Source organism: Mucilaginibacter sp. UR6-11 (genome assembly GCF_020880695.1).
Classification (GTDB): Bacteria; Bacteroidota; Bacteroidia; order Sphingobacteriales; family Sphingobacteriaceae; genus Mucilaginibacter.
Map to the genome: position 1 here is coordinate 278,774 of NZ_JAJIWO010000003.1, position 21,592 is coordinate 300,365.

Below are 21,592 nucleotides of genomic sequence, written 5' to 3' on the forward strand. Positions count from 1 at the left end.
AAAAGTTGTGTAATTATACTGTTATAATTCTGTAATTATGTTGTTATAATTTTCTTTGCTGCTACACAGGTTACCTGTAGCTTCAAATAGGGGCCGGTTTTTCATATCGATGTTAAACAATATTATATAACAACAACCAGTTTGTATAACATGGAGATTTCAAATCTACCTTATTACATGTCAGGGTGCTGTCTGGGGTATTATTTATAAATGGTAACGCAATATTAGCAGGTTTGTGTGTCAAAACAAGCAATTGATCCTTTTTTTTTTATTTATCGCGGATTTAAACAAACAAAAAACAGTCGGAATACAAGTCCGCTATATTCATTAATTAACTGATAATAAGACACTTGTTAATAAACATTTATTTTAATCCGCAGCAGATCAATCTTTTTTCAAAATCTTACAATTGCCTTAATATTATAATAATTTATTATCCGCCGGCCTTTTTTGCCTTATAGCCGTCGGCTTGTAATAAGAGTAAGATTTTATCTCTAAAATCCCCCTGTATAAGTATTTCGCCATCTTTAACAGTACCCCCTACGCCGCATTTGGTCTTTAATTTTTTACCCAGCGCTTCCAGATCAGCAACGGCGCCGGCAAAGCCGGCTATGGCTGTAACCAATTTACCTCCACCTTTACGGTCAAGAAATATTCGCAGGTTTTGTTGTTGCGGAGGCAAAGTATTAGCAGCAACGCCGCTGTTATCATCGGGCTTAAAGCCGGGATCGGTAGAGTACATTATCCCCGTAAAACTTTTATTTTTCTTTGACATTGTTTTCAATATGATTGCAGGTGTCCAATGTTAAGTTTATGTTTCCTTACTTAAAATCTTTACCAACAATTACGTTTAAGGATTGGGGTAAGATATTAATTTCTATTTCGGTGCCAGCCATTTCAGGCTCGCCGTCTAAATGCATTGGCCCCGGGCTGTTTCGCCTGATCACAATGTGTTTACCACGAATAATTTCAACAAAACGGGATTTGTTTGTGGTTTTTGTAAACATACGGATCCCAAGTTCTATAAACCGGTATAATGGAAAAGGCTTTATAACACAAACATCCAGTAAGCCATCCTGTACTGAGGCTTGTGGCGACACATGCGCATTGTTTCCATATTGCGAAGAGTTGGCAAAACTCAGCATAAAAGCCTTACGCTCATAACTGGTGCCATCAATTTCAATATGATAAGCCTGCGGCTCATACTTAAAGATTTCCTGTAACGACGATTTGATATAGGTTATAAAGCCACGCTTCTTTCCGTGCGAAAACACTTCGCTGATATGGGCATCAAAACCCATCCCGGCCATATTAAAAAAAGGCTTGCCATTTGCCCGCGCAGAATCAATAACAGCCACTTTACCCTCGTTAAGATTTTCAATTGCTTCTTTAATATCCATCGGGATACCCAAAAAACGCGATAAACCGTTACCAGACCCACACGGGACGATGCCCAGGACAGCTTTACTCCCCACCAGCGCCGATGCTATTTCATTAACCGTACCGTCGCCCCCAACCGCAACAATCAAGTCATAATCATCAACTGCGCCGGCCGCTACTTCACTGGCGTGCGACACCCCATTGGTAAATATGGTTGTAGCATCGCCTTTAAAACAGGCATTGATCAATTCAGGCACCCCATCCTTCTTTTTACCGCCGGATATCGGGTTTATTATAAATAACGTTTTCCGTTTCAACAATATATTTTTAGCTGTCAAAAGTAAATGTATTTTCGGCTTTGTAAAAATTGTTTTATTTTTGGCGCACAGTAGTGGACTGATTTAGTTGCCGTGACACATTACGGCCGGATTGCAACCACGTAAAAAAGTGCTAAAACCCTGCTTCTTTACAACGTTAAGCTAAATTATTCTATACTATCTTACGTAAAATCATTAAAAAAAATGCCGTATTTATTTACATCAGAGTCCGTATCAGAAGGACACCCGGATAAAGTTGCCGATCAAATATCGGATGCCTTAATTGACAATTTTTTGGCTCATGACCCTGAATCGAAAGTTGCCTGTGAAACATTAGTAACCACCGGCCAGGTTTTTTTGGCAGGCGAAGTAAAATCACAAGCCTATCTTGATGTGCAAAAAATAGCCCGCGAGGTTATTAATAAAATTGGTTATACCAAAGGCGAGTACATGTTTGACGGAAGTTCATGCAGTGTGTTATCAGCCATACATGAACAGTCGCCGGATATTAACCAGGGTGTCGACCGCCAGTCGAAAGAAGAGCAGGGCGCCGGCGACCAGGGTATGATGTTTGGTTATGCTACCAGCGAAACCGACAACTATATGCCATTGGCATTGGATATTGCCCATGCTTTATTAATTGAGCTTGCAGCCATCCGCCGCGAGAGCACCGACATTAAATATTTGCGCCCTGATGCAAAATCGCAGGTTACGTTAGAATATGATGACAACAACGTGCCAACCCGCATTGATGCCATTGTAATTTCAACCCAGCACGATGATTTTGATGAAGAAAAAGCGATGCTGGACAAGATCAGCAAAGACATCGTCGGTATATTAATACCACGCGTAAAAGCTAAATATCCAAAATACGCACACTTCTTTAATAGCGATATTAAATACCATATTAACCCAACCGGTAAATTTGTTATCGGCGGCCCGCATGGCGATACCGGTTTAACCGGCCGTAAAATCATTGTGGATACTTACGGCGGTAAGGGCGCACACGGTGGCGGCGCGTTTTCTGGTAAAGACCCCTCAAAGGTTGACCGCTCTGCTGCTTACGCTACCCGCCACGTTGCTAAAAACCTGGTTGCGGCCGGTGTTTGCAGTGAAGTGTTGGTACAGGTGTCATACGCTATTGGTGTTGCCCAGCCTATGGGTATCTACATCAACACTTACGGAACCGGAAAAGTTAACTTAAACGATGGCGAGATAGCTAAAAAAGTAGAGGCCATTTTTAACATGACCCCATATGCTATTGAAACACGCTTTAAACTGCGTAATCCTATTTATAGCGAAACCGCAGCTTACGGCCACTTTGGTAAACCAAGTCAAGTTGTAACCAAAAGCTTTACGCATCATGACGGCACTGTTATTACCCGTGAAGTTGAATTGTTTACCTGGGAAAAACTGGACTATGTAGACAAGGTGAAAGCAGCCTTTGGATTATAATTAAAGACCTGATTTGATTTTTACTCAGAGCGATAGCTAAACTATCGCTCTTTTTATTGCCTTCAAGTTATTGTCCGCAAAAATTTGTTAAGGAGAACGAAACAGGTTTAACCCGCAACGTTAAAAAGTTATTACGATATGCAACATCCCGAAGAAAATCCCTGGCAGATAACATCATCACGCGCCGTTTACGATAATTCATGGATCAACTTAACCGAGTACCAGGTTACCAATCCGTCGGGAAATCCAGGTATTTATGGCAAAGTGCATTTTAAAAACAGGGCTATTGGCATTATTCCGCTGGATGCCGACAGGAACACCTACCTGGTGGGGCAATATCGTTTTGTGTTAAACCAATACAGCTGGGAGATCCCGGAAGGCGGCGGGCCGCTGGCCGAAGCCCCGCTTGACGCCGCAAAACGCGAGTTGCTGGAAGAAACCGGGCTAACCGCCACCAACTGGACGGAAATACAGCAATTGCACTTAAGCAACTCTGTAACCGATGAGCTTTGTTTCATTTATGTAGCTACCGGCCTTGAACAGTTTGAATCTGAACCTGAGGACACCGAGCAGCTGGTTGTTAAACGATTACCTTTTGAGGAAGTTTATCAAATGGTATGTGCCGGCCAAATTACCGATGCGGTTACCGTAACGGCAGTTTTAAAAGTAAAATTACTGCTGCTTGAAAACCGGTTGCCGTTGTAATTGTTAAAATATTTTTAATTTCGGGGCATTTACTAACGCATGAGAAAATTTCTGGGCTACATTTTATCGCCATTTGCCATCGCCGCCTTTTTTTTGGTGTTGATTATTTTTCAGCCGATCCAGTGGATAAGCTATAACCTTTTTGGATACAAAGCACATAAAAATGTAGTTGATATTTTAAACCTTTGCCTTACCCGTACTGTTTATTTATTGGGTAATACGGTTACGTTTATCAATAAACAAAATCTTCCGGAAGGACGCCCCATGATATTCATGGCCAACCATCAGAGCCTGTTGGATATACCACCGCTTATTTATTATCTCCGCAAATACCATGCTAAGTTCATCTCGAAAATTGAGCTGACAAAGGGTATCCCCTCCATCTCTTACAATTTAAAATATGGCGGCGGCGCTAATATTGACCGTAATGATCCGCGCCAGTCGTTAATGGAAATGGGCAAATTGGGTACCCGCATGAAAGAGAATAGATGGTCGGCGGTGATTTTTCCCGAGGGCACCCGCTCTAAAGACGGCAAGGTTAAATCCTTCCAGGCGGGCGGTATTGCCATTATTCTGAAAAAATGCCCGGACGCGCTGCTGGTGCCCATCGCCATAAATAATTCCTGGAAAATGATCAGGTACGGCTCATACCCGCTTAATACCTTTACCAAAATGACATGGGAGGTACTGGAGCCAATTGAGCCCGGAACCGGTAGCGTTGACGAACTGGTTAAAGAAGCCGAGAACAGGATAAAAAAAGCATTAAACCAAGCCTGATCAAACCGAACCTAAATCACCATGAAAAAGCAACCTTATTACTGCTGGCTTTAAAAGAACCATCAACTATTATAGCAGTTGGCGCCCCGCATTTGGTGGGGCAATACGGTTTAATTAATCAGTTGAGGTTAAAAGGGTATAAGGTTAGGCCGGTTAAGATATAAGAACCTTAACCAAGATGTCATTTCGAAACGAGGTACGAGTGAGAAATCTTATATGCTATGCAATCTATCCGCTTACCTCGGCATTTAAAAATTTCCAATCAGGGTTAAAAGAATCAATCAAAGCATTTTTCTTTTCTCTACGCAATTTTTTCAGTTGCTTTTCGCGACCTATAGCATAATTTATATGGCTAAAATGCTCAAAGTAAACTAAATTATAACAGAAAATTTACCTGCAAACGTTTTTGGATTTCCTTTATTTTCAGTGTGCTCATACAGTCTCCTACTCAAATCGTTAGTGACACCTATATACAAAACTGTCTTTTCAGAATTGGTTGTTATATATACTAGAAGTTATAGTTCCACATTTTTCGCGTGTATAAGATTTCTCACTCGTACCTCGTTTCGAAATGACACCCCTTTTTTTATTTACCCGTTTGCTTATCAACTCCTCCGCCTGTTGGAAGGGGCCTGGGGCTAAACGTTTTTCCCGTCAATGATCTTAAAGAAATCATCGCGGTAAGTATCGCCTACCGGGATAATTTTATCGCCAATGCGGATGCGGCTGCGTTCAATACTGTCAATTTTATTAAGTGCCACAATGTATGATTTATGCACGCGGATAAAATGCTTCTCGGGCAGGGTATCCTCCATCTTCTTCATGTTTTGCAGGGTGATAATCCGCTCGGCAGTAGTGAAAATAGAGATATAATCTTTTAATCCTTCAATAAACAGGATCTGGTGCAGATAAACCTTCTGGATCTTATGCTCGCTTTTAACGAAGATAAAATCGCTTAAAAAATCATTTTGCTGTTGTTGTACCTGCACAGGTTCGGGCGCCGCAACCTTTGCCGGCTGAATAATGCCCTGTGCCTTTTGCGCGGCCTTAAAAAAACGGTCGAAAGCGATAGGTTTAAGCAGGTAGTCAACCACGTCAAGCTCATAACCCTCTAACGCGTATTGCGGATAGGCTGTGGTTAAAATAACTTTGGTTTTACCATTGGCTATGCGCAAAAATTGGATGCCGGTAAGTTCGGGCATTTGCACATCAAGAAACACCAGGTCAATATTACCATCCTGTACCAGTGTTAAGGCTTCAATAGGGTTAGTGGTCGACTTAACTAACTCCATAAAAGGCACTTTGGATATATAGTCTTCCAGTATATGTAGCGCCAAAGGCTCATCATCAACTATAAGGCATCTTATCATGCTATAAAACTAAGGATAATTCGCAAGTATAGGTATCTGTTTCATCACGGATATCTAAATTATATTTTCCGGGATATAACAGGTCAAGCCTGCGTTTAACATTGTTTAAGCCTATACCGCCTAACGGATCACGATTATTGCGGTGCTTTTTGTTTCGGATATAGAACTGTAAATGCTGCTGATTTACATTAACAAACAAGGTGATGGGCGACAGGGAATCATTGGCTATACCGTGTTTAAACGCATTTTCAATAAAGGCGATAAGCAGCAAAGGCACTATTTGCTGATCGGTTATCTCGCCATCAACCTTAAAATCAATATAAGCATTATTGCCAAACCGTATTTTTTGCAGGTCGATATAATTTTGCAGGTATTGAAGCTCCTTTGACAGATCAACCTTATTGTCATTACACTCATACAGCATATACCGCATTATTTCTGATAACTTGAGGATGGCCCCCGGCGTGTTTTCTGAATGCTGGTAGGCCAGGGAGTAAATGCTGTTTAATGAGTTAAATAAAAAGTGCGGATTGATCTGTGATTTTAAAAAGGCAAGCTCGGCGGTAAGGCGCTGGTTCTCCAGGTCGCGCTGGATACGTTCATTTAAAAACCAATCTACGCTAAACTTTAACAACACACTCAGGCATATAAATATGCCGCTGTTAAACAGTGTACTTGTAAAATATGACCAAAAGCCTATTACAACCCGCTTTGTCTCGTTTGGCCCGGCCATATGGGTCAAGACATCCTGTTTAAACAATAGCCCTATGCCATATTTACCAACGCCATAAATCACCATCGTGACTATAACTATAAAAATATAAGCACCATAACGCTTTTTATTTAAAAACTGCGGTATAAAAAAAAGGTAATTGAGATAGAAAAGGCTGATATTGATTGCACCAAAAAGCACAATGATAACCAGCATGCTCTGCGTGCTCATTTTGGTATTGTTGTGCACAACAAATAAAAAAAACAGAATAATACTTGTCCAAATAACTATATGTGCTATTATTTGCCAGATTTTTTTCATCACCTCAAAATTAGTATTTTGATTTACGGCGCTGCATTATTTATATACAGGCGCGCATTTTATCGATGAACGGGCATTTTAACCCGACGAACCAACCGTTGAATATAAACGGGCGTTCATCTAGAAATTAGGGGGGTTGGTATAATTGTTTTTAGCAGGAAAAAAAAATAATATTCCTTTGTTGCATCAAAAAAAAAACAATCACAATGAAAAAGCTGTTCACCAATACCAATCCCTTTATACTGTTACTTGCTCCGGTAATGTTTGCATTAATTATGGGCGTCAGTTATCAGTTTGAACAAAAAAAGCACGAAACCGAAAATACCGCTGCCTCTGCAGTACACGCAACTTCTTTGTTTTTTAAAGGTGTTAATTTAGTAAAAACCGTTTGCTCCATCAGCAAACCCGACGTATGGTAATACAAACCGAGGGTTTAACCTTTAACTTTGGCAACCAAACGGTTGTTAAATCACTATCACTACAAGTTCCGGAAGGAAGTATATATGGTTTTCTTGGCCCTAACGGCGCCGGGAAAACCACTACTATTAAATTACTGCTTAACCTGCTGCAATCGCACGAAGGCAGCATCAAAATATTCGGCCTGGATTTCCGGGCGCACCGCAAAGAAATATTATCGCAGGTAGGTTCGCTTATTGAGCAGCCCGCCATTTACGCCCACCTCACCGGTAAAGAAAATTTATTGAACCGGGCCATCCTTTTACAGGTATCACCAAAACGTGTTGATGAAATGCTTGAACTGGTGCAGTTAACTACTGCAGCAGGCAAAAAAGCCGGTAAATATTCGCTGGGGATGAAACAGCGACTGGGTATCGCGTTAGCGTTATTGTCTGATCCTAAATTGCTGATCCTTGACGAACCCACCAACGGCCTTGATCCTAACGGGATCATCGAGATCCGCCAACTGCTAAAGAAACTGGTTGCAGAGCACAATAAAACTGTTTTTATATCAAGCCATTTGCTGGCCGAGATTGAGCGCATGGCTACCCACGTAGGTATCATTAACAATGGCGAACTGCTTTTTCAGGGTGATGTAAAGGACCTTGAAGCTATAAGCCAGCCATTGGTATACATTGAAACCAGCAACATTGTTGACGCCGCCAACCTGCTTACCAAAAACAGTTATACGGTTGCCGATATTAATGAGGATGCTATTTCGGTGATCTATCAATCAAAAGAAAAAACGGGCGAGATCAATGCTTTGCTTAACCAGCACGGCTACACCGTTTACAGCATACACAAAGTACAGAAGGACCTTGAGAAACTATTTTTAGACATTACCCAAACCGCGGCAAAATGAAAGGCTTCTTACTATCCCTCCGGTCAGAATTTTACAAGAGCCGCAAAACGTTAGGCTTTTGGTCGGCCATATTGTTGCCGTTAATCCTGATAACGTTAATAAGCCTGGGCTTTTATACCCATAGCAGCAAACTGGCACATTTACCTGGCTTAATGTTGTGGATGCAGTTTGCCGGCGCTGTGCTAAATATCATGGGCGCTTTATTACTGCCGATGTTTGTAATATTTATAGGCTATTCGGTAAACGCCATCGAACATAAGGCCGATACCTGGAAAACCCTGTTCAGCCTGCCAATCGCAAAATGGTCGGTTTACTCGGCCAAGTTTGCTTATGCTTTGCTGCTGGTTTTTATATCGCTGCTGTTATTTGCATTGTTTACTATAGGCTTCGGCAATTTATTGGGATTGCTAAAACCCGAACTCAAATTTGCCGGGACCCACATGGAATTAACGCTGTTCCAGATCTATTTTAAATTGTTCCTTTCAGCCTTGGGCATCCTGTCCATCCAGTTTTTACTGAGTCTGCTTTGGTCAGACTTTTTAAAGCCGATGGGGATTGGCTTCGTCTGTTTTATTATCGGCGTTATTAGTGTCGGTGTTAACTGGGAATATGCTTACCTGATCCCCTATGCCCATCCTATGCTTGCCCTTAAAAGCATGATACCGCATACCAAAGGTTTTGATCCCAATAAAATGGCGATTGATATTTTTACCCAGGATGTGTTTGTTAGCCTGGCGGTATTTGCGGTGGTATTTGTTGCCGGATTTTTTATTGTGCAGCGGAAGAGCGTGAAGTAGTTTTGAGTGGTGAGTTTTGAGTTTAAAGACCTCACTACTAAAAGTAGTTTTGAGTAATGAGTTGTGAGTTTTGAGTTAAAGACCTCATTCATTACTCACAACTCAAAACTCACCACTCACAACTCATCTCACCGGTTTCGGAAATACCGGCAGGCTCTCATGCCCTTCGGCATCTACCGATTGCACGGCAAAAAAATAATTATCTTTCGAGTAGTCTAACGTAGCTTCATTGCCGGTTACAAAGATCTTCTTCTCCCAAAACGGGCTGGTGGTTTCGCGCATCAGGATATAATAGCCTGCGGGTTTTCTGCCGGTTTTAGGCGCTTCCCATTTCAGCGTGGTATTATTGGTAAGCGCGGTGGTGGTTACCCCTACGCCTGCCGGCGCGGCAGGCGCCGACGCCAGGTTTGCCAACACCGATAAATTCATCCGCGCCACTTTTTGGATAAAGTCATAATCTGCAAACTCGGGCAGGTCGCCATATATTACTCCTTTTTCGGTGCGCAGGTCCTGGTGCTGGTGGGTAAAGTCTTCATTCATTTCTGTCAGCCTGACCGCAGTAAAACCCTGCAGCTGGAATGACGTTTGATCGCCGCCCCTTAAAAACCGGTCCCGGCGATAGATCAGTTTCACATCCAGCTGATCTACATAACGCTCGGCAATCTCTTTGGTATAACGGGCCAGCTGGCGCGACGGGCTGTCGGTTTCGCCGCCATTGCCTATCAGGGCGCTTATAGCCGCAGCTACACGGCGACTGGTATCACCTTTTAAAACAGCGTCGACAGAAGGGATGCCTTCGCTAAACACGCGTACACGGCTGTTATCCTTCAAATCATTATCCTGCCCGTGCGTATTGCCAACAATATCATTGTTCAGCATAGCATCCACGTTCCAGTGCTCGTCCTTAGCGCGTTTGGCAACATGCGCCGATCCGTTAAGGCCCTGCTCCTCGCCCGGCACCGCCATAAAAATTATCGTAGCGGGGAATGAGCGCCCGGCCATTACCCGGCAGATTTCCATAGATACCGCTGTCCCGGATGCATCGTCAACCGCCCCGGGTTCAACCGCGTTTGCATTCATCATATCTGTAACCCTGGAATCATAATGGCCCGATACGATATATACGCGTGTGTCGGCGGGGTCCGTACCCTTTAATATGGCCAATACGTTTTTTAATACGGTTGGTTTATCAAAACGGCCGCCGGCAGGTTGTACAAAGGCATCAAATGCCACCGTCATCCTTCCGTTTGAAGCGGCAGCGTAGCTTTCCATTTCGCTTTTTATCCAGTTACGGGCGGCGCCGATACCCGTTGTTTTGCCGGTGGTATCGCTAAGCGTATTACGTGATTTAAAACTTACCAGCTTACGCACAATGGCTTCGATATTTTTCGACGATACTTCATCAACCATCTGTTTAATAACGGCATCCTGCCGTATGGTAGTTTGTGCAACCGTTGAAGTGGCAAGGAACAATAAAAAGGAGAGTTTTAAATATTTCATATCGGGTAATAAAAACAACTGTTAAACAAGCTCCATAAAGCAATGCCTGTGTAATATCGGGAAATCTTTACAAAAAAGCTAACAGGCGGCTAACCGGCCGTAATTTACAATTTGATATAAAAAAGAAGAGCTCCTGATGGGCAGGAGCTCTTACTAACCAATTATAAACCAATATATGAGAAAGATATGCTTTTCTGAATTACATCAAATCAGCACATTACGTTAATTCGATTTGCTGAATAATAAGTTACAAACGCTGTGCCGAATAATTAATTGTACTTATTGTAGCTATAACACTAATGTTACACGCCTGCCCACGCATAAAAAAGAGCGCTGGTTTATGGCCGGCGCTCTCTTATTATATACTTAAGTGTCTTAAACTGTGTGCAATACGTTGCCAGAATAGTACAATATAATAATAACTATGCCTGCCAATATGCGGTAAATACCAAACAGCCTGAAGCCTTTCTGCTCTAAAAAAGTAATGAACGATTTGATGGCCAATAAAGCCACAATAAAAGCGATAGCGCTGCCTATTAAAAGATATTTGATATCCTGATGCAGATCGGCAGCGGCCATATTTCCGTGCTTGTAAAAATCATACAGATCTTTGAGGGTTGCACCAAACATGGTTGGCACTGCTAAAAAGAACGAAAATTCGGCGGCGGCCTTGCGGCTCAGCTTTTGGGTCATACCGCCTACTATTGAAGCGCCCGAACGTGACACACCCGGCACCATAGCCAAACATTGAAACAAGCCTATTTTAAGCGCTGTGAGATAGGTAATTTCTTTTTCGTCGTCAATGGTTGGTTTATTAAACCACTCATCAACAAACAGCAGGATAACGCCGCCTATAACGAAGGCAACCGCCACCACCAGGGGGCTCTCTAAAAGAATGTCTATTTTCTTTTTTAACAGCAAACCAAAAATTACAGCCGGGATCACACCGATGATCAGTTTTATATAAAAATCAACCGACCGGAAAAAGCGTTTAAAATAAAGCACCACTACCGCCAGGATAGCTCCCAACTGGATAACGATCTCAAAAAGTTTAACAAATTCGTCTTTGCCTATCCCCATTATGGCACTGGCCACAACCAGGTGCCCGGTTGATGATACGGGTAAAAACTCGGTCAGTCCTTCAATAACAGCAAGGACGATTACATGAATAATATTCATTTAGGGGAGATAAGTTTTAATAGCCTGAACGGTTATTTAGCATCCGACTTTTTAAGTATGGCATAAAAGCCGATGCCAAAGCCGGTTAATACAACTATTGGCGCAATAACTATTTTTGTAGTGCTGTAAATATCCGTCGTGCCTGACATCAGTACGAAACCCAATGCCACAACAGCAATGCTGATGATAAACCAGGTATAATTACTCTTATCAAATATAAATTTTACGGGCGTAGTGTTTGCCGGTGTTTTAGCCGGTGCTTTTGCTGCCGGTTGTGTGGTCTTTGCCATCTGTCTTAATTATTGAATGCGTGAATGCGTGATTTAGCGGATTGAGGTAACTTTACCGTTGTCCGTTCACCTTACCTATAAAGATCGTATATTTTTAAACGTAAAAATTTATTTACCGCCAGGAAAGTACTGAATGCCGAAATGAAGATCCCCAGGCCAATCACTCCTAAAAACACAACGGCAAACTCGGCATTGTTTTGCAGGATCACCAGGTCAGGTATCTCTAAATTGGCCAGGTATAAAGTACCCACCAAAATTATTACGGCTATTAAACTGCCTAACAGGCCGTGCCATATCGCGTAAAGCAAAAATGGCTTACGTATAAACCCCTTGGTTGCACCAACCAGTTGCATTGATTTTATTAAAAAGCGCTGCGAATAGATGGCCAGCCTGATGGTATTGTTAATTAACGCAACCGATACCACCACAAATATGCCAGTAAAAGCAAGGATAACCAAGCTTATCGAGGTAAGGTTCTGGTTCATTTGGTCAACCAGCGATTGCTGGTATTTAACCTCTTTTACCAACGGGTTTTTTAATAACTCGGCTTTAAACTTGGTGATTTCGGCATTGTTGGCATAATCAGCATTAAGGTACACGTCTAACGATTGTGATAGCGGATTATAACCTAAAAACTTAACAAAGTCTTCGCCAAGGTCTTTTTGCAGGTTGCGGGCGGCCAGTTCCTTGCTTACGTAAATAGCCTGCTTAACCGCACGGTTGCTCTCCAACTGGGTTTGCAGCTGGCGCACATCTGTTTCGTGCGCGGCATCGTCAACAAAAATATTGAGTACGATATTTTCTTTTACGTAACGCGAAAGGTTATTGGCATGTACCAGGATCAAACCAAGCAAGCCAATCATCAGCAATACCATCGCTATGCCAAATACAGTAGATATGTATATGGTCTTTGTTTTATTTGCCGATTCGCTTACTTCAAATTCTTCCATAGCCTAGTCTTAGTTTCTGCGAAATTAAGAAACCCTGCCTAAAGGTAAAAGTTTATATTTTATTAATTTGGTTTTGTGGGTAGTTTAACAAAATTTAACGTCGTTGCCATCCAAAACATTGCGAAAGGTTTTATACGCCCTGTCAGCTTACTAATTGTCATTTTTTGAAGATTCTTCGCTATATCAACTTCTTTTGCCTTTCAAAGATAATCCATTTAACGATCTGCCCCCTTCAGCCTATACCTTGTTAAGTTTTGTTAAAACAAATACAACATCCTAAAGGTGAGGTATATTAGTGCTATGAAAACACTGTCACTTTTATTTCTGACTATTATATCAAGCTTCGTTTCCACCGCCCAGGTAATCTCGTTTAATATTGACAAAGCCAACCTTGATAACGCGTTGGCGGCGCAACTTGACTCTATCTATAAACTGGATCAGTTGGTAAGAATGGATTATATCAGGGCCAGGGAACTCAACCTTGCGACACCTGTAACGGACAGCTTACTTAGGGTGTTGCGGAAAACAGATCGGGAGAACTTAATCGCGGTTAATTATATTGTAAAAAAACACGGCTGGTTAAGCCCGCAAAAAGTTGGTTTTAATGGTGCCCAGGGGTTATTTTTGGTGATACAGCATGCCGATTTGAAAACACAGCAACGCTACCTGCCCATCATAAAGGAGGCTGAGAAGAAAGGCGAAATATTATCAAGTAACCTGGCTATCCTTGAAGACAGGATTAATATGCGGGAGGGTAAAAAACAGGCTTATGGCAGCCAGGGTTTTACCGACAGCGAAACCGGGAAGAAATATATTTATCCAATAGTTGATGTTGACAATCTGGATAAAAGACGCAAAGCAATGGGCATGCCACCCATGCAGGAATATGTTAAAGACTGGAATACTGAAAGCTATAAAAAACAACTCCCCGAAATAGAACGACTGGCTAAAAAAAAGAATCTTATTTTAGCTCATTAACTCATCCCGATAACTAACAATCTGCATAATACTTTGGTGATATCACCACCAAGGGCGAAGCTTAACAATATTTAGCTCTACGCAAGGATAGTCGCCCGTTTAAGATTTCTCCGCTCTCTAGCTCGAAAAGACAAGGCGGAAAAAATAAACAATCCCCATCCTAACCTGTTATCTGTATATGACAAAGCCAGCAAACTCAACAGATAAAGCATCACCAGCAGATACCCCTACCCACAGGCCCAACGATAACGGCGGCAAAGCCAAAGTGCGCAACGCGGATAAACGCTATGACGCGGATAAGCCCCATGGAGGCGATATAGCCACTAAACACGAAAACGAAGAGCAGCCGGTTGGGCCGGGAAAAAAAGACTAGTTATAAGTTATAGGTTGCAGGTTGAATGACCATACAACTTAGAAGCTGTAACTTTCAACACACTACCTCGCTATCCCCGTCGAGTTAAACTGCAGATCATACAGCTTGCGGTAATAACCATGTTCAATACGCAACAGTTCCTGGTGGGTGCCCATTTCTTTGATCTCGCCATGATCAAGCACGATGATCTTATCGGCATTTTGTATGGTTGATAACCGGTGGGCAATAACAATAGCGGTACGGCCCTGCATCAGCTTGTTAATAGCATTTTGTATTAATACCTCGGTTTCCGTGTCAACCGAGGATGTGGCTTCGTCCAACACCAAAATAGCCGGATCATAAACCAGCGCGCGGATAAAAGAGATCAGCTGCGCCTGACCGGCAGACAGGGTTGCGCCACGTTCCATCACATTATAATCATAACCGCCAGGCAGGCGTTCAATAAAATCATGCGCGCCTACGTCTTTTGCTGCCGCGATGATTTGTTCGCGGGTGATCAGCTCATTGTTAAGGCTGATATTATTGGCAATGGTATCGGTAAACAAAAACACGTCCTGTATAACCGTAGCAATTTGCGACCGCAGATAATTAACATCATACTTCATGATATTGTGCCCGTCAACACTAACCTCGCCCTTACCTATTTCATAAAACCGGTTCAGGATATTTATGGTTGATGATTTACCCGCACCGGTAGCGCCAACCAGGGCCAGCGTTTCGCCGGGTTTTACGTGGAAGTTAATATCCTTTAAAACCCAGTTCTCGTCGTTATAAGCAAACCAAACATCTTTAAATTCTATCTCGCCGTCTAAACGTTTAGGCCTTAGTGTACCCGTATTAACGGCTACCTCATCGGTATCCAGCACTTTAAAAATACGGTCGGCGCCTACCATGCCCATTTGCAGGGTGTTGAATTTATCAGCCAGCTGGCGTATAGGGCGAAACAGAATATTAAGCAACAAAATAAACTCGGTGATAACACCGGGAGTGATACCTTTATTTGAAGCAGATAATAAAGCCAGCTGCCCATCTGACAGGATGCGCTTGCAACCGTACCAAACCAATAATCCCATACAAATGGCAAACAAAATCTCAACCACCGGGAAAAAAATAGAATAATACCAGTTTGACCGGATATTGGCGTCTCGGTATTTTAAGTTAACCGCTTTAAACTTACGCATCTCCTGCTCTTCGCGGGCAAAGTTTTGGATAATACTGATGCCCGAAATATGCTCGGCCAGGAATGTGTTTAAATGGGCCACCTGTGTACGCACCTCCTGGAACGATGATTTGATAGCCTCTTTAAACACATACGTTGATGCAAATAAAAACGGCATCGGTATCAGGGTGATCAGCGCCAGTTTCCAATCCTGCACCAGCATGTAGATAATAACAGCGAACACTAACAACAAATCGCCGATGATAGAGATCAGCCCTTCCGAAAAGATATCGGCAATGGTTTCAAGGTCAGATACCGTACGGGTAATCAGCATCCCGATAGGCGTGCGGTCAAAATATTTTAAGCGGAGGCTGGTGATATGATTAAAAATATCGATCCGCAAATCGCGGATCACAGACTGCCCCAGCGCGTTGGTTAAATAGGTTTGGTAGTATTGTGCAAACGTTTGGATAATGAGCAAGCCTATCATCAGCTCGGCCATAAATACCAGGCCGTTATAATCATTCAGCATGATATGCTCATCCAGCGTTTTTTTGATAAGGATAGGCTGCACCAAAGCACTCGCGGCCAAAAACACCGTCAAAAATGCAGATATGATAAACGTAGTATTATACGGTTTAACATAATGCATTACCCGCTTTAGCAGCCTCCAGTCAAATGCTTTTCCGGTAACTTCGGCCATTGTGATGATTGATTGAGTGTATGAATAACAAAGTTAAAACCTTTTGCCTTTAACCTTTTACCTTTCGCCTAAAAAAGAATATCGTACCGCTGTTAAATATAACCCGCAAGCCGGCACAGATGCGCCCGCATTGCTGCGGTTTTTGCTTTCTATAATATCCCGGACAGCATCGGGTGTTATCTCATTTTTACCAACCATTATCAGCGTGCCTACAATAGCGCGCACCATGTTGCGTAAAAACCTGTCGGCCGAGATGTGAAAGACAATGCTATCATCTTCCTTCACCCATTCCGCTCGGCTTATTTTGCAGTTGTTGGTTTTAACCTGGGTGTTTGATTTGCTGAAACAGCTAAAATCCGTATGTTCCATAATGATCCGGGCCGCTTCGTTCATCAGCTTTAAATCGGGCACGTCGCGCAGCAACCACGAGTAGCCGTGTTTAAACGGGTCCTTATTAAAGTGGATATGGTACTGGTATGAGCGCAGCACGGCATCAAACCGCGCATGCGCACCGGCATGTACCGGGATGATGTTTTTGATGGCGATATCATGCGGCAAAACGGAATTGATACTGCGCAGAAATGTACCCTGATCCGTTAACGCCGAACTGTCAACCAGGTCAAAATGCGCGAAAAACTCTTTGGCATGTACGCCGGTATCGGTACGGCCGCAGCCCAGGGTTTCAATCGGCTGGCGCAAAACAGTACTAAGCGCCTTATCCAAAACCTCCTGCACGGTAACCGCGTTAGGCTGTGTTTGCCAGCCATGATAGTTGGTACCGTCATAAGCCAGTTCAATAAAATAGCGTTGATTGTTTGCCACGGGGCAAAGGTAGCAATTGAAGATTAGAGATTGGTTGTTAAAGATTAGTACCTTCTCACTAATCTTTAATTACCAATCTTTAAAATTAACTGATATACTCCGTATAAATCGCTTCGAATAAAAACTTATTCTCGACAGCAGTATCAAAGGGTTGGTCTAAAAACGTATTGCTGTAACCAATTGACTTAGCCAGGTTTTTCAAAACTTTATAGTAGGTTATTTCTATGCCTTCAATTATCTGCAGGTAAAATAATATAAATACATCACGCTCAAGCGGCGATTTGCCCGAACGGATAACCGAAAGATAGGCTTCCAGTGTCATTCCTTTCATTCCTAATACCGTTGTTTTGGTTGGTTGCTTCCCGATAGATTGATAGATCTCATCCATTTGACGGATCTGGGTATTGGTGTCGTCGCGCAATTCGTCAATAGCCAGTTTCAGTTGTTTCAGCGACGCAATTAATTCAATCTCATTAAAAAATTCAAACAGGTGTTGCTTACCAAAATAAATGCTGTTAAGATGTTCAAGAAACATCTTTTTCAGAAGATGATCTTCAAACTTTACTTCCTTTGGTGTAAGTAATTCGTCAGGGGTATCGGCCATGATGATAATAAATAAGGTAGGCTAAAATACATTTTTATTTACAAATTAAATAATGTATTGCGTTATGGCAATTTTATCAATAGCCGCAATTATATTTGCTGCATAATTTTTGATCATCATGCTACAACGTATCCAATCTATATACCTTTTATTTGCAGGCCTGATAATAGCAGCACTATTTGTATTCCCGCTGGTACACGGCGTTTATGTAAATGGCAAAGCCATAACGGTAATGGTTACCGGTATTTACCAGGATGTTAACGGGCAATCAGCCCATACAGATTTTTTTACCGCGCTTACCGTAGGTACAGCCATAGTGGCCCTGCTGCCGTTAATTACTGTTTTTATGTATAAAAACCGCAGGCAGCAAATTAATTTATGTTATGGCTTAATGCTGGTAATAATAGCCTACAGCTACTGGGTGGCGCAGGTGGTTAAAAACGCTATTGGCGGCGCTTACTTAAACATGAGCAATTATGGTATAGGCATCATCTTGCTTTCGTTAAGCATTGTATTAATCATACTGGCGCAAAAATCTATACAAAAAGATGAGAAGCTGGTAAAATCAGCCGACAGGCTTAGATAAAAATCTCGCCTGCATCCTTTTCCAAAAAAAAGGACTTCAAATTTATCTCCTATGAAAACCTGGGTAAAAATTTTACTGTTCTGTATCGGCTGTCTTTTATTGATATCGGCCGACAGGGTAACCAAGCAACTGGCTAAAGAGCATTTAATGTTTAGCCAGCCGCGGTCCTATTTTCATGATACCTTCCGTTTTGAATATGCTGAAAATACAGGGGCGGCGCTAAGCTTTGGCGACGAATTGCCCAAAACAGCCAGTTTCTGGCTTTTAAGCATGGTGCCGTTAGTTGTTTTAGCTGTATTTTTCGGTTATGTAATGAAGCATTTAAACAGGTTTGGCAACTTTAAATTATTTTGCTTTGCGCTGATCATCGCAGGTGGAGTAGGGAATGTTATCGACCGTATAATTTACGACCGTCGGGTAACCGACTTTATGAACATGGGTATCGGCGACCTGCGCACCGGCATTTTTAATGTAGCCGACGTTTGTATAACGGCCGGGGTGATTGGATTGTTTATAGCTTATACCAGTAAGAATAAAGGGTTAATAAGGCCGGATAATGTGGAAGACGCTTTATAGTATAATCAATATTAAGGCAACGGCTTTTGCCTTGCTCCTCTTATATTGATCAATTCTATTAGTTTGCTTTTGGGTTTAATGCGATAAGTTAATATGGTGAGCTTATTTATTGGCCCCCTATGTAACCACTTATTTTTGTAGATTTTCTTAATAATTCGGGATGAAGCATTAAGGTTTCAAAAAACTTATTTGTTTCCCTGATAAAGTTTGAGACCTACCTGTCGGCAAAGTTAGCTTCCAGGTAATTAATAATGTTATCATAGCCCTCGGCAGCACGCTTCGTCCAGACTATTTCGAAAGCCATTTTTCATATTTAGCCATCACTTCCTTATGAGGAAGTACTTTGCCTGCATCAGCCTGAGCCAATCCTTCTTCAATTTCTAACTTTTCACTCTCGCTTATTTCATCCCACCAATCACCCTGCTCTTTTTGCTTTAAAGCCATAAACCTTTTAATTGTCGATGGCTCAGTCACTTGTGTAAGCCACCTTATTAAATCTAATTTTTCAGCCTGAATATCCATAGCAATAAACTTATTAAATATAAAATAAAATAATCTTCTATTACAAACCTACCTTTTTAAACAAAATCACAGTTTGAAATACCGAAAATTAACGCTACCTTTGCGGCCGATTTGGCGATGTAGCCAGATTCGTTATTTAAATTCATGAACCCATTTATTAATCTGGGAATCCGTCATGATATTGTTAATGCCATCTCTGAGTTAGGGTTCGAAAACCCTACACCAATCCAGGAACAGTCAATTCCGGTATTGTTAACAGGCAGCAACGATTTTGTCGGATTAGCCCAAACCGGGACCGGTAAGACTGCTGCCTTTGGCCTACCATTATTAGAACTGTTGGATTTCGAAGAAAATCATCCACAGGCGCTTGTTTTATGCCCAACACGTGAACTTTGTTTACAAATTACTAACGACATTAAGAACTACTCCAAAAAAATGGGCAACGTTAACGTTGTCGCTGTTTATGGCGGAGCTAGTATTTCTGACCAATTACGCCAGATAAGACGCGGCGTACAGATTGTTGTAGCCACACCTGGCCGTATGCTTGATATTATCAACCGTAAGGCTATCGATTTTACAAAGGTGAAATTTGTAGTATTGGATGAAGCTGATGAAATGCTCAACATGGGCTTTCAGGAAGATATTGACAGTATCCTGTCTACCACCCCGGACACTAAGAAAACCTGGTTGTTTTCTGCAACTATGCCGGCCGAAGTGCGCCGCATAGCTAAAAAGTACATGAACGAGCCATTTGAGCTTACCATGGGTACTAAAAATACCGGCAACGCTAATATCGAGCACGAGTACTACATTGTACGTGCCCGTGATAAGTATGCCGCATTTAAACGTATTGTTGATTTTAACCCCGACATTTTTGGTATTGTATTTTGCCGTACCAAAATTGAGACCCAGGATATTGCCGAGTCATTAATGAAAGACGGCTACAATGCCGATTCATTACACGGTGACCTGTCACAACAACAACGCGATAAAGTAATGAAACGCTACCGCGAGCGTAACCTGCAGCTGTTAATAGCTACTGACGTTGCCGCACGTGGTATTGACGTTAACGACGTTACCCACGTAATTAACTATTCATTACCTGATGAGGTTGAGAATTATACCCACCGTAGCGGACGTACTGCCCGTGCCGGTAAAACAGGTGTATCTATTTCAATCATCAACGCAAAAGAATTAGGTAAGATCCGCCAGATTGAGCGGGGCTTAGGCAAAAAATTTGTTAAGGCCGAGATCCCTACCGGGTTTGATGTTTGCGAGAAACAATTATTCTCTATCGTACATAAAATACATGACGTAGAGGTTAACGAGCAGCAGATCGAACAATATCTTCCACGCATAATGGAAGAGTTTAAGGACCTGACCAAAGAAGATTTTATTAAACGTTTTGCATCTATCGAGTTTAACCGCTTTTTAGACTATTATAAAAACGCACCTGATTTGAACGCGCCGATTGAAGAAGGCCGTTTCGACCGCGAACGTGGCGAACGCGGAGAACGTGGCGAACGCGCACCCCGTGGCGAAGGCGGTAAATCAGAATACACCCGTTTATTTATAAACTTAGGTTCTGTTGATGAATTTAACCGCGGCGATTTGCTGGGTTACATTTGCACTAATGGTAAAATAAGCGGCCGCACCGTAGGCAAAATAGATGTTAAAGGAGTTTACTCTTTCTTTGAAGTACCTAATGCCGAATCAGAAGCCGTTATCAACAACTTTAAAGGTGTTGAATTTAAGGGTCGCGAAGTACGTATTGAAGTGTCAGGCGAAGGCACAAGCACTACCCGCAGTGGCGGTGGCGAGCGCCGCGAAGGCGGTCATCGTGGTGGCGAACGCCGTGAAGGTGGCGGTGGCTACAACCGTAGTGGTGGTGGCGAGCGCCGTGAAGGTGGAAACAGGGGCTCGGGCAATCCAGGCAACGCAGGTTTCCGTGATTTTTCAGGCAAACGCCGCGAAGATCGCCCGGAACGTAAACGTCGTTTCTAAGCACAAAGATTAGTTATTGAAGATTAAAGATTAGGAGTATAACTAATCTTTAATCACTAATCTTCAATCTTTATAAAGATAGTTTTTTAGTTAGTTTAGTTAACAAAGCCTCTTCGATTGATCGGAGGGGCTTTTGTTTTTAGAGAGGATGGGATATAAAAGATTAAAGATCAGTAGGTCTTTCAACTAATCTC

At 42.3% G+C, this 21,592-nt stretch carries 25 protein-coding genes; 12 read left to right on the forward strand and 13 right to left on the reverse strand.

All coding sequences use genetic code 11. The features are described from left to right. Window positions 1-433: 433 nt before the first annotated feature. Together LJ658_RS10160 and LJ658_RS10165 are read right to left on the reverse strand one after the other, a co-directional pair. Window positions 434-775 (reverse strand): translation initiation factor, encoded by a 342-nt coding sequence (locus LJ658_RS10160; RefSeq protein ID WP_230546391.1) that lies wholly within the window; start codon window positions 773-775, stop codon window positions 434-436. A gap of 46 nt (window positions 776-821) precedes the next feature. Then, on the reverse strand, window positions 822-1,697 hold the full coding sequence (locus LJ658_RS10165) for a diacylglycerol kinase family protein (protein ID WP_230546392.1): 876 nt from the start codon (window positions 1,695-1,697) through the stop codon (window positions 822-824). A 204-nt stretch (window positions 1,698-1,901) separates the two neighbouring features. On the opposite strand from LJ658_RS10165, the gene metK reads away from it, so the two are divergent. The 4 genes from metK to LJ658_RS20555 all read left to right on the forward strand — a co-directional run bounded on the left by metK (window position 1,902) and on the right by LJ658_RS20555 (window position 4,798). Further along, window positions 1,902-3,152 (forward strand): methionine adenosyltransferase, encoded by a 1,251-nt coding sequence (gene metK / locus LJ658_RS10170; RefSeq protein ID WP_230546393.1) that lies wholly within the window; start codon window positions 1,902-1,904, stop codon window positions 3,150-3,152. A gap of 138 nt (window positions 3,153-3,290) precedes the next feature. Then, window positions 3,291-3,857 (forward strand): NUDIX hydrolase, encoded by a 567-nt coding sequence (locus tag LJ658_RS10175; protein WP_230546394.1) that lies wholly within the window; start codon window positions 3,291-3,293, stop codon window positions 3,855-3,857. Between the two features lie 39 nt (window positions 3,858-3,896). Next, entirely contained in the window at window positions 3,897-4,634 is a 738-nt protein-coding gene (locus tag LJ658_RS10180; protein ID WP_230546395.1) for a 1-acyl-sn-glycerol-3-phosphate acyltransferase, read from the forward strand. 44 nt (window positions 4,635-4,678) lie between these two features. Continuing rightward, window positions 4,679-4,798, forward strand: a complete 120-nt coding sequence (locus LJ658_RS20555; RefSeq protein WP_370632963.1) for a TraB/GumN family protein — start codon at window positions 4,679-4,681, stop codon at window positions 4,796-4,798. 207 nt (window positions 4,799-5,005) lie between these two features. On the opposite strand, the gene LJ658_RS10185 is transcribed toward LJ658_RS20555, so the two are convergent. The 3 genes from LJ658_RS10185 to LJ658_RS10195 all read right to left on the reverse strand — a co-directional run bounded on the left by LJ658_RS10185 (window position 5,006) and on the right by LJ658_RS10195 (window position 6,947). Further along, the gene (locus LJ658_RS10185) at window positions 5,006-5,110 is read right to left on the reverse strand and encodes a GIY-YIG nuclease family protein (protein WP_370632956.1); all 105 of its coding nucleotides are present in this window, start codon (window positions 5,108-5,110) and stop codon (window positions 5,006-5,008) included. 162 nt (window positions 5,111-5,272) lie between these two features. Beyond that, window positions 5,273-6,004, reverse strand: coding sequence for a LytTR family DNA-binding domain-containing protein (locus tag LJ658_RS10190; protein ID WP_230546396.1), 732 nt, complete (start codon window positions 6,002-6,004; stop codon window positions 5,273-5,275). Between the two features lies 1 nt (window position 6,005). Further along, entirely contained in the window at window positions 6,006-6,947 is a 942-nt protein-coding gene (locus LJ658_RS10195) for a sensor histidine kinase (protein ID WP_230546397.1), read from the reverse strand. A gap of 296 nt (window positions 6,948-7,243) precedes the next feature. Here LJ658_RS10195 and LJ658_RS10200 point away from each other — a divergent pair, with 296 nt between their 5' ends. Genes LJ658_RS10200 through LJ658_RS10210 form a run of 3 tightly spaced genes read left to right on the forward strand, consistent with a single transcriptional unit; the run spans window position 7,244 to window position 9,152 of the window. Beyond that, entirely contained in the window at window positions 7,244-7,456 is a 213-nt protein-coding gene (locus tag LJ658_RS10200) for a hypothetical protein (protein WP_230546398.1), read from the forward strand. Then, window positions 7,450-8,355: an ABC transporter ATP-binding protein gene (locus LJ658_RS10205; RefSeq protein WP_230546399.1), complete on the forward strand. Its 906-nt coding sequence runs from the start codon at window positions 7,450-7,452 to the stop codon at window positions 8,353-8,355. The genes LJ658_RS10200 and LJ658_RS10205 overlap by 7 nt, the downstream gene beginning before the upstream one ends. Then, entirely contained in the window at window positions 8,352-9,152 is an 801-nt protein-coding gene (locus LJ658_RS10210) for an ABC transporter permease (RefSeq protein WP_230546400.1), read from the forward strand. The genes LJ658_RS10205 and LJ658_RS10210 overlap by 4 nt, the downstream gene beginning before the upstream one ends. Window positions 9,153-9,275: 123 nt before the next feature. Here the strand turns inward: LJ658_RS10210 and LJ658_RS10215 are convergent, their stop codons facing one another. The 4 genes from LJ658_RS10215 to LJ658_RS10230 all read right to left on the reverse strand — a co-directional run bounded on the left by LJ658_RS10215 (window position 9,276) and on the right by LJ658_RS10230 (window position 13,071). Next, window positions 9,276-10,652, reverse strand: a complete 1,377-nt coding sequence (locus LJ658_RS10215; RefSeq protein WP_230546401.1) for a M20/M25/M40 family metallo-hydrolase — start codon at window positions 10,650-10,652, stop codon at window positions 9,276-9,278. Window positions 10,653-11,027: 375 nt separating this feature from the next. Further along, window positions 11,028-11,831, reverse strand: a complete 804-nt coding sequence (locus LJ658_RS10220; protein ID WP_230546402.1) for an undecaprenyl-diphosphate phosphatase — start codon at window positions 11,829-11,831, stop codon at window positions 11,028-11,030. 32 nt (window positions 11,832-11,863) lie between these two features. Further along, window positions 11,864-12,121, reverse strand: coding sequence for a DUF3098 domain-containing protein (locus LJ658_RS10225; RefSeq protein WP_230546403.1), 258 nt, complete (start codon window positions 12,119-12,121; stop codon window positions 11,864-11,866). A 71-nt stretch (window positions 12,122-12,192) separates the two neighbouring features. Next, entirely contained in the window at window positions 12,193-13,071 is an 879-nt protein-coding gene (locus tag LJ658_RS10230) for an ABC transporter permease (protein ID WP_230546404.1), read from the reverse strand. A 300-nt stretch (window positions 13,072-13,371) separates the two neighbouring features. Here LJ658_RS10230 and LJ658_RS10235 point away from each other — a divergent pair, with 300 nt between their 5' ends. Together LJ658_RS10235 and LJ658_RS10240 are read left to right on the forward strand one after the other, a co-directional pair. Continuing rightward, the gene (locus LJ658_RS10235) at window positions 13,372-14,049 is read left to right on the forward strand and encodes a DUF6624 domain-containing protein (RefSeq protein WP_230546405.1); all 678 of its coding nucleotides are present in this window, start codon (window positions 13,372-13,374) and stop codon (window positions 14,047-14,049) included. 178 nt (window positions 14,050-14,227) lie between these two features. Beyond that, entirely contained in the window at window positions 14,228-14,422 is a 195-nt protein-coding gene (locus LJ658_RS10240) for a hypothetical protein (protein ID WP_230546406.1), read from the forward strand. 62 nt (window positions 14,423-14,484) lie between these two features. Here the strand turns inward: LJ658_RS10240 and LJ658_RS10245 are convergent, their stop codons facing one another. The 3 genes from LJ658_RS10245 to LJ658_RS10255 form a co-directional block, all read right to left on the reverse strand. Beyond that, entirely contained in the window at window positions 14,485-16,284 is a 1,800-nt protein-coding gene (locus LJ658_RS10245) for an ABC transporter ATP-binding protein (protein ID WP_230546407.1), read from the reverse strand. Window positions 16,285-16,341: 57 nt separating this feature from the next. Beyond that, a complete protein-coding gene (gene truA / locus LJ658_RS10250; RefSeq protein ID WP_230546408.1) occupies window positions 16,342-17,106 on the reverse strand; it encodes a tRNA pseudouridine(38-40) synthase TruA in 765 nt (254 codons plus the stop codon). Window positions 17,107-17,191: 85 nt separating this feature from the next. Next, entirely contained in the window at window positions 17,192-17,710 is a 519-nt protein-coding gene (locus LJ658_RS10255; protein WP_230546409.1) for a DUF892 family protein, read from the reverse strand. A 118-nt stretch (window positions 17,711-17,828) separates the two neighbouring features. Here LJ658_RS10255 and LJ658_RS10260 point away from each other — a divergent pair, with 118 nt between their 5' ends. After that, the gene (locus LJ658_RS10260; RefSeq protein ID WP_230546410.1) at window positions 17,829-18,296 is read left to right on the forward strand and encodes a DUF4293 domain-containing protein; all 468 of its coding nucleotides are present in this window, start codon (window positions 17,829-17,831) and stop codon (window positions 18,294-18,296) included. Window positions 18,297-18,347: 51 nt separating this feature from the next. Then, a complete protein-coding gene (gene lspA, locus LJ658_RS10265; protein ID WP_230546411.1) occupies window positions 18,348-18,872 on the forward strand; it encodes a signal peptidase II in 525 nt (174 codons plus the stop codon). Window positions 18,873-19,160: 288 nt separating this feature from the next. Here the strand turns inward: lspA and LJ658_RS10270 are convergent, their stop codons facing one another. Then, complete coding sequence (locus LJ658_RS10270) at window positions 19,161-19,394, reverse strand: hypothetical protein (protein ID WP_230546412.1); 234 nt, start codon at window positions 19,392-19,394, stop codon at window positions 19,161-19,163. A 144-nt stretch (window positions 19,395-19,538) separates the two neighbouring features. Here LJ658_RS10270 and LJ658_RS10275 point away from each other — a divergent pair, with 144 nt between their 5' ends. Beyond that, window positions 19,539-21,398 (forward strand): DEAD/DEAH box helicase, encoded by a 1,860-nt coding sequence (locus LJ658_RS10275; protein WP_230546413.1) that lies wholly within the window; start codon window positions 19,539-19,541, stop codon window positions 21,396-21,398. Window positions 21,399-21,592: the final 194 nt, after the last annotated feature.